Annotated in this window: 10 protein-coding genes; 6 read left to right on the top strand and 4 right to left on the bottom strand. The window is 73.3% G+C overall.

Annotation, left to right across the window (positions count from 1 at the left end; all coding sequences use genetic code 11):
* Positions 1–165: 165 nt before the first annotated feature.
* From BFV98_RS11200 to BFV98_RS11180, 5 genes are all read left to right on the top strand, one after another.
* A complete protein-coding gene (locus BFV98_RS11200; protein WP_143025325.1) occupies positions 166–1,713 on the top strand; it encodes a hypothetical protein in 1,548 nt (515 codons plus the stop codon).
* 355 nt (positions 1,714–2,068) lie between these two features.
* Positions 2,069–5,254: an FtsX-like permease family protein gene (locus BFV98_RS11195; protein WP_071096205.1), complete on the top strand. Its 3,186-nt coding sequence runs from the start codon at positions 2,069–2,071 to the stop codon at positions 5,252–5,254.
* On the top strand, positions 5,251–7,980 hold the full coding sequence (locus BFV98_RS11190; protein WP_071096203.1) for an FtsX-like permease family protein: 2,730 nt from the start codon (positions 5,251–5,253) through the stop codon (positions 7,978–7,980). Before BFV98_RS11195 ends, BFV98_RS11190 begins: the two co-directional genes overlap by 4 nt.
* A 1-nt stretch (position 7,981) precedes the next feature.
* The gene (locus tag BFV98_RS11185) at positions 7,982–9,016 is read left to right on the top strand and encodes an ABC transporter ATP-binding protein (protein ID WP_013284833.1); all 1,035 of its coding nucleotides are present in this window, start codon (positions 7,982–7,984) and stop codon (positions 9,014–9,016) included.
* A complete protein-coding gene (locus BFV98_RS11180) occupies positions 9,016–9,741 on the top strand; it encodes an ABC transporter ATP-binding protein (RefSeq protein WP_047893123.1) in 726 nt (241 codons plus the stop codon). The genes BFV98_RS11185 and BFV98_RS11180 overlap by 1 nt, the downstream gene beginning before the upstream one ends.
* 46 nt (positions 9,742–9,787) lie before the next feature.
* Here BFV98_RS11180 and BFV98_RS11175 read toward each other — a convergent pair whose 3' ends face one another.
* Together BFV98_RS11175 and BFV98_RS11170 are read right to left on the bottom strand one after the other, a co-directional pair.
* Positions 9,788–10,240, bottom strand: a complete 453-nt coding sequence (locus BFV98_RS11175; RefSeq protein ID WP_071096201.1) for a GNAT family N-acetyltransferase — start codon at positions 10,238–10,240, stop codon at positions 9,788–9,790.
* A gap of 47 nt (positions 10,241–10,287) precedes the next feature.
* A complete protein-coding gene (locus BFV98_RS11170) occupies positions 10,288–11,436 on the bottom strand; it encodes a helix-turn-helix domain-containing protein (RefSeq protein WP_030274702.1) in 1,149 nt (382 codons plus the stop codon).
* A 172-nt stretch (positions 11,437–11,608) separates the two neighbouring features.
* On the opposite strand from BFV98_RS11170, the gene BFV98_RS11165 reads away from it, so the two are divergent.
* Complete coding sequence (locus BFV98_RS11165; protein ID WP_013474537.1) at positions 11,609–12,883, top strand: YncE family protein; 1,275 nt, start codon at positions 11,609–11,611, stop codon at positions 12,881–12,883.
* Between the two features lie 45 nt (positions 12,884–12,928).
* Here the strand turns inward: BFV98_RS11165 and BFV98_RS11160 are convergent, their stop codons facing one another.
* Entirely contained in the window at positions 12,929–14,533 is a 1,605-nt protein-coding gene (locus tag BFV98_RS11160) for an alpha/beta hydrolase (protein ID WP_030274700.1), read from the bottom strand.
* Between the two features lie 19 nt (positions 14,534–14,552).
* Positions 14,553–15,665 (bottom strand): ATP-dependent DNA ligase, encoded by a 1,113-nt coding sequence (locus tag BFV98_RS11155; RefSeq protein WP_071096199.1) that lies wholly within the window; start codon positions 15,663–15,665, stop codon positions 14,553–14,555.
* Between the last annotated feature and the right edge of the window lie 104 nt (positions 15,666–15,769).

The raw sequence follows: 15,769 nt of genomic DNA, 5'->3' as shown, positions 1-15,769 counted from the left end.
CCCACCCCGCTGCCCGCGCACGACAGTGAGGCTCCATGCCATTCTGTCCTGGTATCGCACTGTTCGGCTCGACAAGACCTGCAGTGATGAGCGCTTACGCTCCGCGTTGTCAACCCGCGCGAATCGCCTCGTGACCATGCATTGACTTTCTGTCATCATCGTGGGATGACGCAAACTTCGAAGCCCCACCAGGAGGGCGGCGGGAAGCAAGGGAGCGAACCTTTGCGTTCCGGGCCTGAAGCGGAACCGGGAGAAGGGCTTGCTGCTGGCGGCGTCGAGAGTGAAGAAGTCGCGACACTTGAGGATCCCTTTTCGCATGCGCTTTCGATAGTGGCGAGAACATCATCGACCTTCGACTTCACCGAAGCATACGACCAGTCGGTCGACGCCGTCGAGGACCGCCTTGTGGAGATCGCCGTTCTTGCGCTTCAAGAATTGCGCGTCGCGGACGCTCTTACTCAACTGCGGGACGCAAAGAAGGTTCGCCTTGCCTACCTGAATCTGCTGGGGCAGGTCGAAAATCTGGCAGAACATCCCATGGCGCCTCGGCTGCGGAGCCTGCGTAAATACGCGGTGGCGCAGAAGTCGATGATTGAGTGGCTTGAGTTGATTGGCCAAGCTCTGACTCTTCTTCGAGACGGTCGCGGGGAGGAAGCTGTCTATTTGCTGAACCAGCATCAGCGGAATTCGGAAACTCCCGCCGCGTTGATATCTTTCACCAACGCTGCAACGCAGGTGCAGGCGGAAGGTATGGCGGCAGCCATCCGGCTCGCCGTTCACGACTTTTCCGGCGCTCGTGCCGGCTTCGACCGGGCCTCCTTCGCAATGCAGATGTTGATTGAGGAGTACGAAGAGGAGTTCAGTGCTGACCAGCACGGGATTAACGCCCTCAGAGGCTTCCGCTTCCAGTGGCACAGCCTGAAGGCGCAGGGACTTGTGGCACAGTATAATCAATTGGTGTCGACCAGCGACTTCAAGGCTGCGGCCAGGGTTGCCGAGGAAGCTGCTCTACAGTTCGAGGAGTCTGCATCGTTGGCTGAGTATATATCCTCAAATCTTTGGGCTCCAGTCTTTCGCTCAAACGCGCTGGAGATGCGCAGTCGCCGTGATCAAGCGCTGGTGGAGGTGGCGTTGGAGCGAGAGGACTGGCCTGAGTGCGAGGATCTTATACGCTCTACCCAGCGGTTCTATGAATCAGCAAGCGCTGCAGTTCTCCGTAGCGATCTCCCCATGGCGAAGAGTCTGCAGGAGAAGTACCTAAATGCTGGGTTTGCTGTGGGTGTCCAGTTGCGACGTCGGCTGGAAAGAGAAAGGGCGAACTGTAAACGTATCCAGTCCCTCGAGGCGGAAGTAAAGGAGCTCTACGCGTCGGTTCGCAGGGCCCTCGGATCAAGTGGCGTTGTCGTGAACAATGCAACCGAGATGGTGAGCTCGGTCCAGCAGCACGTCGAGCTCACCACGCACATCGAAGCGAACCTGCGTGCGGCACTCAGAGGGGTTTCGGACGACCTCCCGCACTCGGATGCGGATCCGGCGACGATCGCCGCTCTTGCCGCAGAGGCGCAAGAGCTCGCTAACAGCCAGGAATCCGGCCCCAAGTTCCTGGAAAGAGTTAAGAAGTACGGTGAGAAGGTAAAGGACCTTGCGGTCCTTACGGGGCAGACAGCCGGGCCGTTGGTCGAGTTGTTGAAAGCCCTGTCTGTGATTTCTTAGGGACATTCAGGCTGAGGATTTCTCGTCAATGCTCTGCGATCCCACGGGAGTTCGTGCCGCATATCCGGCGGTACCAACGTGAGTGCTACGTCGTCACGGGCGGCGGTCATGAACCCTCGGGGCGTCGTCAGCTTGTCCTCCTGGGGAGCCCGTCGAGCCCGGTCCAATCCAGGCGAACGGACGGGTACCGCGGTCGGGCGGGCGCTCCCGGCGGTCGTGGGCACATCCGCCGGCTGCCTCCCCCGGATATCCGCGCGGGAAGGCCGATAACGATCATGTAACGGGCGCGAACCTTTTGGTGGGCGTCACTGCTCTCTCTCGGCATCGGCCCGCCGGGGCCAGGAGAGGATGTCGGATGAAGCTGGTGTGGAGGCGGGCGATAGAGGCCCGTGGGCTGCTGCTCGCCGCCGCTGTCGCGGCACTCGTCGCGGTCGCGTTGGTCACCGGGCTCTCCGACTACAACCGCCGGGCCGTCGAGGCGGGCGCCCGGGCGGTGCTCGACGCCGCACCGGCCGAGGAACGCAGCCTGCTGATCAGCGGCTCCGGTGGTGCCGACGCCGCCGCGTTCGCCGAGCGGGACCGGGCGGTACGGGCACAGTTCGCGAAAGGGCTCGGCGGCGCCCCGGTCACAGTGGCCGCGAGCCGCTCCGGGACCGGGCGGGAGCTGACCGGTGACGTGGGCGCCGCCCGTACCGACGACGATCCGATGTTCGCCAACCTGGCCACGCTCGACGACCTGCCCGCGCACGCCGAGCTGGCCGCCGGGGCGTGGCCGGTGCCCGGCAGCAACCCGTTGCAGGTGACGTTGCCGGAGAAGGTGGCCGCGCAACTGAGCCTGGAGGTCGGGGAGCGGGTGCCGCTGTACGACCGGGGCGCGGAGCGCGCCGGCACCGTGGTGGTCGTGGGCACGTGGCGGCCCCGGGACGCCGCCGAGGCGTACTGGCGTCTCGCCCCGGGGGTGGGGGAGAGCCAGGGCGACGCGGAGATCACTTCGTACGGGCCGTTCGCGCTCGACCCGGCCGACTTCGCCCGCACCTTCCCGGGCTCCACCTCGGCGGCCTGGGTGGTCGACCCCGACCTGGTGGCGGTCGAGCCGGCCCGGCTGCCCGCCGTGACCACAGCGCTCGACGAGATCACCGGGAAGCTGCCCGAGGCCACCGGCCTGGGCTCCTCGACACAGCAGGTCAGCCACCTGGACCGGCTCGTCGACCGGCTCAGCCGGGCCGACCTGGTGGGCCGGTCCGCACTGCTCACCCCGCTGCTGCTGATCGTGGTGCTCGGCGGGTACGCGCTGGTGCTGGTGGCCGCGCTGCTCAACGAGGACCGGCGGGCGCAGACCGCACTGCTGCGGGCCCGGGGCGCCGCCCGGGGGCAGATCGCCGGGCTGGCCGTACGCGAGGCGACGCTCGTGGTGGCGCCGGCGCTGCTGCTGGCTCCGGCGCTGACCGGGCAGGCGATCCACTACCTGGGCGCGGACCTGGGGCTGGCCGACGGCGATCTGGCCCGGGTGTGGGTGGTGGCGGTCGGGGCGGCGGTGGGCTGCCTGCTCGCCATGGTGCTGCCGGCGATGCGCCGGGCGGGCACGTACGTCGCGGACATGGCGTCCCGGTCGCGGCCCTCCCGGGGAGCGGCCGTGCAGCGGGCGAGCGTGGACATCGCGCTGGTGGCCCTCGCCGTGCTCGCCTGGACACAGTTGCGGCAGTACTCCTCGCCGCTCGCCGGCGCGAACGGCAGCCTCGGCATCGACCCGCTGCTGGCCGCCGCGCCCACCATCGGCGTGCTGGCCGGAGCGGTGATCGCGCTGCGGCTGCTGCCGCCGACCACCCGGCTCGCGGAACGCTTCGTCGACCGGCGGACGTGGAACGCCACCATGTTCGGCATGTGGCAGGCGGGCCGGCGCCCGCACGCCGGGCCGGTGCTGCTGCTCGCGCTCGCGGTCGGCGGCAGCACGCTCGCCTGGTCGCTGGTGGCCTCCTGGGAACGCTCGCAGCGGGACCAGGCACAGCACACGGTCGGCGCGGACCTGCGGCTGACCGAACGGGACGGCACCGCCCCCGCGGACCGGGCCGCCCAGCTGGCCGCCGTGCCCGGCGTGGACCGGGTGCTGCCGGCCTGGCGCGACGACGTACGCCTGGGCCGTGAGGCCCGGCCGGCCACAGTGGTGGCGTTCGACGCCGCCGCCGCGAAGGGGATGATCCGGCTCGACGACGCCGGCGGTGACGCGTCCACCGGCGCCCTGCTGGACCGGCTCGCGAACGGCCGGACCGCGCCGGCCGGCGGCGTCCTGCCCGAGGGGGCGAAGACGCTGTCCGGCACCGTGCGCACCCCGGTCGAGAGCATGTACGAGCGGCCCCGGGTGGCTGTCACCGCGTTGTTCGCCACCGACGCCGGGGCCACCTGGCGGGTCCGGCTCGCCGAGGGGGACGGCGACGGCAAGCCGGTGCGCTTCTCGGTGCCGCTGCCGGACAGCGGCGGCGTCCCGCTGCGCCTGGCCGGTTTCGAGGCCGACGGCGGTGACGCCACCGGCAGCTCGTACCGGCTGCTCCTGGACGAGCTGCGGCTCACCGACGCCGCCGGGGCGGCCCTGAAGCTGCCGGTGGAGGGGTCCTGGCGGGTGATCGACCCGGGCTCCGGGCCGCGCGACACCGCCGAGGCGAGCCCGACCCGGATCGACGGGACGCAGGGCTTCGACGTGCCGGCCGGGCTGTTGCAGTTCGCCCGGGTGCCCTCGTCCCGGTTCGCGCTGGTGCCGCAGGCGCCGGACCGTCCGGTGCCGGTGCTCGTCACCCCCGGCGTGGCCGCCGCGATGAGCCTCAAGACCGGCGACACCGTCAAGCTGTCGGTCGCCGAGGTGACGGTCGAGGTCACAGTGGTCGGCCAGGTCGCCGCGGTGCCCGGCACCGGGGGCGACGGGGTGCTGCTGGACCTGCCCACCGCCACCACACAACTCCTCGAACGCAGCGGCGGCGTCCGGCCGGTGGCCGAGTGGTGGCTGGGCACCACGCCCGGCGGGCACACCGCCGCCGCTGACGCGCTCGCCTCGACCGGCGGCACGGTGCTGCTCGACCGGCGGGCGGTGGCCGCGGAGGCCGCCGAGGATCCGTACTGGCAGGGCGCGCGCACCGGGCTGCTGGCCGCCGCGCTCGGCTCGGTGCTGCTCGCCCTGGTCGGTCTGGCGGTCGACGTCTGGGCCACCACCCGGCGCCGGCTCACCGAGTTCGCCGTGTTCAACACGCTCGGCGCGAACACCCGGCTGCTGGCACGCGCGTACCTCGCCGAACAGACGTTCCTGGCCGCGATCGGCGTCGGCGTCGGGATGCTCGTCGGCGCCCTCGTGGCGGCCACCATGGTGCCGCTGGTGATCCTCACCCCGGCCGCCGGCCGGCCGGTGCCCGAGGCGGCCTTCACAGTGCCCTGGCTGCCGATCGGGACGACAGCCGCCGGGCTGCTGCTCGCCGCGCTCGCCTTCGCCGCCCTCATCACCACAGGCATCCGCCAGCGGGTCGCCGCCGCGCAGCTCCGGATCGGAGGAGAACGATGAGCCTTCCTGGTGCCGCGCGCCGGGTACGCGCATACGGAGGGCAGTTCCTGCTGCTTGCCGTCCTGACCCTGGTGACCGCCCTGCTGATCACCGGCGTGCCCCGGGTCGCCGACCGGCTGACCGGGCAGGGGCTCACCGAGTACGTCGCAGGGCAGCCGGTGGCCCGCCGCGACCTCACGTACAGCACGGCGCCGACCGCGTTCCCGCCGTCGACCCGGACCGCCGTGACCGGTCACGCGGCCGAGCTGGCGGGGATCGAGGAGGCGATGCCCGGCGTGGTCCGGGACACCATCGGCCAGCGCTGGTACGTCGCCCAGACCGTGCCCGGACGGCTGCGCGGCCCGACGCTCGCCCCCGAGAAGGGGCTCATCGACGTGCACCTGCGCGCCGGTACCGGCATCAAGGAGGCGGCCACACTGGTCGACGGGCGGTGGCCGGAACGCCCCGTCGCCCCGGCCCGCACGGTCGAGGTGACGCTCGCCGAGACGATCGCCGGCACGCTCGGCGTGAAGACCGGCGACCGGTTCCTGCTCCTGATGCTCGACCCGGACGACAACGTGCTCAAGTCCCTCCCGGTCCACCTGGTCGGTGTGTGGCGGCCGAACGACCCGGCCGACGGTGTCTGGGACACGCTGCCGTCGATGCTCAAGCTCTCCCCGCCCGAGGGCGACGGCGACCCGTTCGTGGGCGTCGCCTACACCGCCGACGGCGGCGTCGACGAGGCCGTCGCGACCGGCTGGCCGGTGAGCTTCGGCTGGCGGTACCGGATCGCCCCGGACCGGCTCGAACCGGGCCGCCTCGACGCGCTGATCGCCGGCGTCGACGGGCTGGACCGGGCCCGGCCCGCCCAGATCGAGATGACCCTCACCCAGGGCGTGGACATCCCGCTGCGGCGCTTCGCCGACGCGCTCGCCGCCGCGCGTACCCTGCTCGCGGTCATCGCGGCCGGGCTGCTCGCCACGCTGGCCGGGCTGACGCTGCTGGCCGCCCGGCTGGCCGCGCGCCGCCGCCGCGCCGAGTTCCACCTGATCCGGGCACGCGGCGGCTCGACCGGCGCGGTCCTGCGCCGCGGCCTGGCCGAGTCGCTGCTGGTGCTGCCGGCCGCGGCCGGGATCGGCTGGCTGCTCGGCGGGCTGCTGCCCGGCACCGGGGCGTCGTGGCGCTGGGTGGTGATCGCCGCGCTCCTGGCCACGCTGCTGCCGCCGCTCGCCGCGCTCGCCGTCGGCCGCCGGGCCGGTGGACGTGCCGACCTGGGCGGCCGGTCACCCGCCGTCCGGCTCACCGTCGAGGTGGTAGTGCTCGGGCTCGCCGTGCTCGGCGCGTTCCTGCTGCGCCGCCGCGGGCTCACCGCCGGTTCGGTGGACCCGCTGCTGGTCTCCGTGCCGGTGCTGCTGGCGATCGCGGCGGCGCTGCTGGCGCTGCGCGCGTACCCCTGGCCGTTGCGGCTGGTCAGCCGCGTCGCCGCCCGGGCGCGCGGCAGCGTCGCGTTCCTCGGCACCGCCCGCGCGGGCCGGGCCGCGAGCACCGGGCCGCTGGTCGTGGTGGTGCTGGCCGTCGCCACCGCCGCGTTCTGCGGCGTGGTGGCGACCGGCATCGAGACCGGCCGGGACACCGCCGCCGCCCAGGCCGTGCCCGGTGACCTGCTGGTACGCGGGGAGCGCTTCACGCCGGACACCGCGGAGAAGCTGGCCGCGCTGCCCGGGGTACGCGCTGTCGCGCCGCTGCTCACAGTGCCGGCCGAACGTCCGTACGTCGACCGCGCCGGACGCCCCGCCCCGGTCACCGAGCTGCGCGTGGTGCTCGTGGACGGCGAGCGGTTCGCCGACGTGGCACGGGAGGCCGGCGTACCGGTAGACGTGCCCGATCCGGTGCGGGCCCGCACCGACGGGAGCACGCCGCTGCCGGCGCTGGTGTCTCCGGCGGTGGCCGGGGAACTGGCCGACGCCGGGCTCGCCGACGCCCGGGGCGAGCGGCCCGCCTGGCTGGACGTGCAGGGCAACCGGCTGCCGGTGCGGACCGCCGCCACAGTCGACGAGTTCGCGCTCGTCGGCGAGGGCATACGCCGGTTCGTGGTGCTGCCGTGGCCGGCGTTGCCGGCCGACGCCCCGCACCAGCTCGCGCCGACCGGTTTCGTGCTCGCCGGGTCCGGCGTGGACGCGGCCGAGGTGGACCGGGTCGCGAGCGACGGGCAGCGGCGCTACCTGCGCATCGGCGAGGTCGACGCCGGGGACAAGGCCCGCGCGCCGGAGGTGACGACCCGTTCGGCAGTGCGCGCCGACCTGGGCGGCACCGGCGTGAACGGCCTGCTGGTGTTCGGGTTCGTGCTCGGCGCCGGGGGCGGCGCCGCGCTGGGGCTGCTCGGGCTCGCGCTCGCCGTGCTCGCCGGGGCCCGCTCGCGCGGGCAGGTGCTGTCCCGGCTGCGCACGATGGGCCTGTCCCGCCGCCAGTGGCGCGGACTGCTGATGGTGGAGCTGACGCCGCTGGTGCTGGTGTCGGTGCTCACCGGCGCTGTGGTCGGCGCATTGCTGCCGCTGCTGCTCACACCGGTGCTCGGGCTGCCCGCCTTCACCGGGGGCGTGGACGTGCGCCCGAGTTTCGAACCCGGCCTGGTGGCCGGGGTGTCGGTCCTGGCCATGCTGGCCCTCGGCTTCGCGATCACCGTGGAAGCCGTGAACAACCGCCGGTTGCGCCTCGGCGAGGTGCTGCGGCTCGGAGAGGAGAGCTGACATGACCGCGACCGCTTCCGGCCACCCGGGCCCGGCGCGTCTCACGCCGCGTGACGAACCGTCGTCGGCCGTACCGGATCTGGCGTCGCTGCAACAGCGCGCCGCCCAGCGCGCCGCCGAACGGGCCGGCGGGCGCGACCGGCTGCGCGGGCACATCGTCTGCGACGGCCTGGTGCGCATCTTCAAGACCGAGGGCGTCGAGGTCGTCGCGCTCCAGGGCCTCGACCTGGTCATCGACCGGGGCGAACTGGTCGCGATCGTCGGCGCGTCCGGTTCCGGCAAGTCGACGCTGCTGAACATCCTGTCCGGGCTGGACACCCCGACCGCGGGCATCGCCCGGGTCGCCGACTACGACCTGCTGTCGCTGTCGAACAAGCGGCGGCTCGCGTACCGGCGGGACGTGGTCGGTTTCATCTGGCAGCAGACCGGCCGCAACCTGCTGCCGTACCTGACCGCGCTGGAGAACGTGGAACTGCCGATGAAGCTGGCCGGCCGGGCCGGCGGAGGGCGCAAGCGGCGGGAACGGGCCCGTGAGCTGCTGGACATGGTGGGCGTCGGCTACTGCGCCGACCGCCGGCCGGGCCAGATGAGCGGCGGCGAGCAGCAGCGCTGCGCCGTCGCCGTGGCGGTGGCGAACGACCCGGAGATCCTCTTCGCCGACGAGCCGACCGGTGAGCTGGACGAGGCCACCGGCGCCGAGGTCTTCGCCGCGCTGCGCACCATCAACGCCGAACTGGGGGTCACCATCGTGGTGGTCACCCACGACCACGCCGTGGCCGGCCAGGTCCGCCGTACCGTCGCGATCCGCGACGGCCGGACCGCCTCCGAGGTACGCCGGACCGCGCGCGTCACCGCCGACGGCGGCACCGAGATGGTCAGCGAGGAGTACGCGGTGCTCGACCGCACCGGCCGGATGCAACTGCCGGCGCAGTTCGTGGAGGCGCTGTCCCTGCGCGACCGGGTCCGGCTCAACCTGGAACCCGACCACGTCGAGGTGCGCCCCGGCGACCGGGCGCACGGCGAGGAGAGTGAGTGATGACCGACCAGACAGTGGTGCTGCCGGCGGAGCCGGGGACGGCCGTCGACGACGTGGTCCGGGTCGAGGGGGTGAGCCGCACCTTCGGCAAGGGGGAGCACGCGGTGCACGCCGTGCGGGACGTCTCGTTCACGGCGGGACGCGGCGAGCTGGTCGCCGTCCGGGGCCGCTCCGGCGCCGGCAAGACCACGCTGCTGAACCTGGTCGGCGGCCTGGACCGGCCGGACGCCGGGCGGATCCGGGTGGCCGGGCACGACGTCACCGCCGCAGGTGAGCGGGAGCTGCTGTCGTTGCGCCGGGGCACCATCGGGTTCGTGTTCCAGACGTTCGGCCTGGTGCCGATCCTGTCCGCGGCGGAGAACGTCGGGGTGCCGCTGCGGCTGGCCAAGGTGCCGGCGGCCGAGCGGGAGCAGCGGGTCGCGGTGCTGCTGGAGCTGGTCGGGCTGGGCGGGCACGCGGCGCAGCGCCCGTACGAGCTGTCCGGCGGGCAGCAGCAGCGGGTGGCGGTGGCCCGGGCGCTGGCGAACGAACCGGACCTGCTGATCGCCGACGAGCCGACCGGTCAGCTCGACTCCGAGACCGGGCGGTCGATCATGGACCTGCTGCGTGCGGTGGTGCACGCCCGGGGCATGACAGCGCTCGTCGCCACGCACGACCCGGCGCTGATCGAGCTGGCCGACCGTACGCTCACACTGCGCGACGGCCGGCTGGTGTCGGAGGACTGATCCGGGTGCCGGGCCGCGCGCCTCCGGGCGGCGGCCCGGTGCCGGGTCAGAGCGCCAGCTTCATGCCCTCGTGGCTGGCCACGAAGCCCAGGTCGCGGTAGAACCGGTGCGCGTCGGCGCGCTGCTTGTCGGTGGTGAGCTGCACCAGCGCGCAGCCGTGCTCCCGGGCCCTGTCGATCGCCCAGCGCATCATCGTCCGGCCCAGACCGTGGCCGCGCCGGTCGGAGCGGACCCGCACCGACTCGATCAGGCAGCGTTCGGCGCCGTGCCGGCCCAGCCCCGGGATGTACGTGAGCTGGAAGCAGCCCACCAGCTCCCCGCCGTCGTCGGCGACGATCAGGTGGTTGCGCGGGTCGGCGTCGAGGTCGGCGAAGGCACGCTCGTACGCCTCGTCCACCTCGGGCAGGTCGCGGGTGCGGCCCAGCACGTCGTCGGCGAGCAGCGCGAGCACGGCGGGCAGGTCGGCGCGGACCGCCTCCCGGAAGATCACCTCGGTCACCGGGCCAGCCTGGCACAGCGCCGCGCGCCGGTGTGGCCCGGGCGGCGTCAGCCGTCGTCCAGCCAGCTCCGCAGCGCCCACCACCAGTGCACGGTCTCCGGCACCGTGCACCGGGCGCCCTCCTCGACCGGCGGCCCGCCGGTCAGCTCCCGCAGCCGCCGCAGCCGGTAGCGCACCGTGTTCGGGTGGACGTGCAGCTCGGCGGCCGTCTGGTCCAGGCGCTGGCCGTGGTGCAGCCAGGCGAGAGCGGTGCCCGCCAGCTCCCGGTGGAACTCGTCGGCCGGGTCGAGCGCGCCGAGCAGCGTGCCCCGCAGCAGTTCGGCCAGCAGCGGCTGGGCGGCGAGCGCGGTCTCCCCGGCCAGGTCGGTGACCTGACGCAGCCCGCGCAGCCGCCGATTGGCGGCCGTGGCCAGCGCCGCCAGGCAGAGCGCGTACATGTCCGGGGCCCGCGCCAGCGGCTGCGCCGGCGCCACCAGCGTCAGCATGTCGGCCGGCGCGGCGTCGGGCGGTCGCGGCAGCAGCCCGGCCAGCCGGTCCCCGACCGTGCCGAGCAGGCCGCCCCGCGCGGTGAGCTGCCGGTGCAGTGCGTACGCCCGGACCGGGTCGGGCGGCGCGGCGACCAGGCAGTGGTAGCGCCCGTCTGGCCGCAGCCCGAACCGGGTCAGCTCGGCCGGTTGCAGGCCCGCCGGACCGTCGCGCAGCAGCCGCCGCAGCAGGTGAGCCCGGGCAGCCGCACCGGTACGTGCCAGTTCCCGTTCGGCGCCGCGGTGCCCGTCGACCACCGCCCGCTCCACCGCCGCGGCGTACCGGCCGATGGTGAGCAGCCCTTCCAGCAGCACCTCGTCCGGGATGCCGGCGGCCCGCCCGTGCCGGACCACCAGCTCCACCGCCCGGTCCCGCCCGGCCTGCACCCCGCGCAGCAGACCGGCCACCGAGACGCCCTGCGCCGCCCGGTCGGCGCCCAGCCGCCGGGCCTCGGCGAAATCGCGTCCGGCCGGGTCCTCGCGGCGTTCCAGCGCACCCAGGCCACTGGTCAGCAGCAGCACGACCTGGCGGCGTACCTCGTCGGCCGGAAGCCGGGCCACCTCGGGGGAGTCCGCGCGGGCCGCCCGCGCCACCTCGTCGACGGCGGCCGGATCGGCGGACAGGTCGCGCAGCAGCGCGCCGAACGTCGGGGCCTGTCCGATCCGGGTCATCGGCGTCCGCCGCCCTCCGGTTGTCGACGCGGCACAACCGGGCCGCGCGGGCGTTGGCGTCAGGTCCCTAGCCCGGGCGGGCGGCCGGTTGCTCTCCTGGTTGTTACCGCAAGGTAACACCGCTCGCGCCACTGAGAAACGTCGATGTCGTACCGGCTGCCAGGAGGCGTCCATGACACCCGTGCCACAGCACCCGTCCCGTACCCGCCGCCGCGCCGGCCTGGCCGTGCTGGCCGCGCTCGCCCTGGTCGCGCCGGCGCCGCTGGTGACCGCGCCCGCGCCGGCCGCCGCCGCGGCAGCGCTCCAGGAGGTGATGTTCGTCGGCAACAACTGGGACGGCACCGCCGACGTGATCCGGTCCCGCGGCGACTACGCCAGGCTCGGCCGGATCAACGTGATCCCGGACCGCGCCGCGCGGCTGCGCGAGATCTACCTCAACCCGATCAAGCTGGCGTTCTTCCTCGGCATCCGGCAGGGCCCGGGGGAGGGCCACGACCAGCTCATCGACGACATGTACACCACGCCGGACGGCACCGCGCTCGTGGTGTCCCGGCCCAGCTTCGCCGACGTCGTCTCGATCGACCTGGCCACCGGCGCGCTGCGCTGGCGGTTCCCGGTCTCCGGCTACCGCGCCGACCACATGGCCGTGTCGCCCGACGGCACCCGCGTCGCGGTCTCCGCCTCCACCTCCAACACCGTGCACGTGCTGGACATCCGCACCGGCGCGCAACTCGGCTCGTTCGGCGCCGGCGACAAGCCGCACGAGAACATCTACACCGACGGCGGCACCCGGCTGTGGAACATGTCCATCGGCGAGGTCAACACCGACCTGGACGCGCCGTGGCTCGACTGGACCAAGGGCGACCGCCGGATCACAGTCGCCGACACCAGCACGTACCAGGTGGTCAAGGTGATCGACATGCGGGACCGGCTGGACGCCGCCGGCCGCCGGGACCTCTCCGACGCGGTCCGCCCCGCCGTCTTCACCCCGGACGGCAGCCGGCTCTACTTCCAGGTGTCCTTCTTCAACGGCGTCGTCGAGTACGACGTGGCCACCGACCGGGTCACCCGCGTCGCCACGCTGCCGAAGAACCCGGCCACCAGCGAGGACCGCACCACCTGGGTCAACGACTCCCGGCACCACGGCCTGTCGATGAGCCCCGACGGCACCCGGATCTGCGTCGCGGGCACCATGGACGACTACGCCACGGTGCTGGACCGGGCCACGCTGCGCGAGGGACCGCTGGTGCCCGCGAGCAAGCCGTACTGGGCCACCGTCAGCGGGGACGGCCGGGACTGCGTGATCTCCGAATCCGGCGCCGACCAGGTCACCGCGATCAACTTCGCCACCGGGCAGAAGGTCGCGAGCGTCCCGGTCGGCGACCACCCCCAGCGGGTGCGCATCGGGCATATCGCGGAGGGCTGGACGCCCCCGGCCGCCGGCTGACCGGCGGCCCGGCCGGCGTCCGCACCCCGGCCGCCGGCCGCGCCGTCACCGGGCGGGGCAGCGCAGCCCCTCCCGGGGGACGGTGAGCGAGATCAGGTACGCGTCGACCGCAGACGTCACGCACGAGGTCTGCGGGTAGGCGGTGTGCCCCTCGCCCTCCCAGGTCAGCACCCGTCCCACGCCGAGCATCGACGCGAGCGCGGGCGTCTGCTCGTACGGCGTGGCCGGGTCACCGGTGGTGCCGACCACCAGGATCGGCGGGGCGCCGTTCGCCCGGCCGGTCGGATACGGATCCCGCTCGCCCGGCCACTCCACGCAGCCCAGCATCCCCACCGCCAGGGCGGGACCGAACAGCGGATACTTCTGCCGCCACTGCGACTGGAGCGAGCGGACCTGCTCGCGCGACGGCTTCTCGGTCTCGTCGGCGCAGTTGACAGCCAGGTTGGCGTCGAACAGGTTCGAGTAGTGCCCGTCGGGCTCGCGGCCCGCGTACGCGTCGGCCAGCTTGAACACGCCGTCCGGGTCGCCGCCCTGGAGGTCGTCGATCGCCCGGGCCAGCTCCTGCCAGCCCTGCTCGGTGTAGAGCGACGAGATCACCGCGTAGAAGACCCAGCCGGCGGTGGCCTTGCGGCCGTCCTGCGCGCGTACCGGAGAGGTCTTCGCCTTGGCGATCGCGTCGGTGACCGCACCGCGGGCGTCCGGGGCGATCGGGCAGCGGCCCGCGTTCGCCGCGCACCACCTGGTGAAGTTGTCGAACGCCCGCTCGAAGCCCTTCGCCTGGCTCTCCGACCCGGCGATCAGCTTCTGCTGCGGGTCGACCGCGCCGTCGAGCACCAGGGCGCGCACGCGCTGCGGGTAGAGCTGCGCGTAGGTGGCGCCGAGCAGCGTGCCGTAGGAGTAGCCGAGGTAGGTGAGCTTGTCGTCGCCGACCGCCGCGCGGACCGCGTCCATGTCCCGCGCGGCCTGCTCGGTGCCGTAGAGCGGGAGCTGGTCGCCGTACTTCGCGCCGCAGCGCTCGCCGACCCGCCGGTTGAGGCCGACGAAGCCGTCGAACGACGACTGGCTCTCCGGGTCGGGGTCGTAGCCGAAGCTGGCGTCCAGGTCGGCGTCGGAGATGCATTTGACCGGGCTGGACCGGGCCACCCCGCGTGGGTCGAAGCCGACGATGTCGAACCGGTCGGTGATCGCCGTCGGCAGGCCGCCGAACGCCGGGCCGAATGACAGGTAGACGGCGGTGTCGACGCCGGACGCGCCGGGACCGCCCGGGTTGATGACAAGCGAGCCGATCCGGTCGCGCTGCTTGGTCGAGCGGGCCCGGATCAGCGCGATCTCGAACGTCTCACCGGCGCCCGGCCCGGCGGTCGCGCCGGTGGTGGCCCCGGTGCCCCAGTTGCGCGGCACGGCGATCCGGGCGCAGTCGTAGCGCATGTCCGCCGCGCCCCGGCCGACCAGCTCGTCGGGCACCTCCGGGCAGGCCCGCCACTCCGGCGCCGTGCCTGGCGGGGCGGCCTCGCCCTCGCTCTCGGCGCGCGGGGCGAACGCCGGCAGCGTGCAGCCGGCGGTGAGCACCACCGCCGCGACGAACGCGGCCAGGACGGGCCGGAACCGGCGGGTCCGTTCGGGGAAGCGGGTCACGTGGGCGCCCTCCATGATCGTGTCGACCGTCAGGCTACGCCCGGCCGCGGGTGTCACCGACCGTCGCCGCCGGATCGCCGCGCAGCACCTCGTCGACGTCGTAACGGATCGGGCGGTCGAGCTGACCGTAGTCGCAGGAGCGGGGATCACGGTCGGGTCGCCAGCGCAGGAACCGGGCGGTGTGCCGCAGCCGGTCGCCCTCCATCGCGTCGTACGCCACCTCGACCACCAGTGCCGGACGCAGCGGCTCCCACTCCAGGTTCTTGCCGCCGGTCCACCGGCTCACCCCGCCCGGGATGCGCTGGCCCCGCTCGTGGTCGCCGTGCACCCACGGGTGCTCACCGCCGACGTCGCGGTAGGGCTCCAGCTCGTCGAGCAGCTCCTTGCGGCGGGCCATGGTGAACGAGGAGCTGACGCCGATGTGGTGCAGCACGCCGTCGTCGTCGTAGAGGCCGAGCAGCAGCGAGCCGACCACCGGACCGGACTTGTGCCAACGGAAACCGGCCACCACCGCGTCCATCGTGCGGGCGTGCTTGACCTTGAACATGAGCCGCTTGCCCGGCTCGTACGGCAGGTCGGCCGGCTTGACGATCAGCCCGTCCAGCCCGGCGCCCTCGAACACGTCGAACCAGCGGCGGGCCGTCTCCGGGTCGGTGGTCACCTGCGTCACGTGCACCGGCGGGCGCACCCCGGACAGCGCCTGCTCCAGCCGCTCCCGCCGCCGGGGATAGGGCTGATCGACGAGCAGCTCGTCGTCGATCGCCAGCAGGTCGAACGCGACGAAGTCGGCCGGGGTGGTCTCGGCCAGCAGCTTCACCCGGGAGGCGGCCGGATGGATCCGCTGGGCCAGCAGCTCGAAGTCGAGCCGAGGCTGCCCACCCGGGCCGTCCCGGCGGATCACGATCAGCTCGCCGTCGACCGCGCACCGGGCCGGGAGCTGCCGGCGGGCCTGCTCGACCACCTCGGGGAAGTAGCGCGTCATCGACTTGCCGCCCCGGCTGGCCAGCTCGACCTCGTCGCCGTCGCGGAACACGATGCAGCGGAAGCCGTCCCACTTCGGCTCGTAGGTCAGACCGGCATCGGTGGGCAGCTCGGCGACGCTCTTGGCGAGCATCGGCTCGATCGGAGGGTTGATCGGCAGGTCCACGGCGACCAGTCAACCAGACCCCACCGACAGTGGTGAGGCAGATCACCGCCGGTGGCCGGGTGGCGTGTCCCGTCCCGGCCGCGTTCGTCACCGCCGCCCGAATG

It is taken from the genome of Micromonospora sp. WMMB235 (assembly GCF_001855515.1).
GTDB lineage: Bacteria > Actinomycetota > Actinomycetes > Mycobacteriales > Micromonosporaceae > Micromonospora > Micromonospora aurantiaca.
This window is presented reverse-complemented; position numbering and strand designations above follow the sequence as displayed.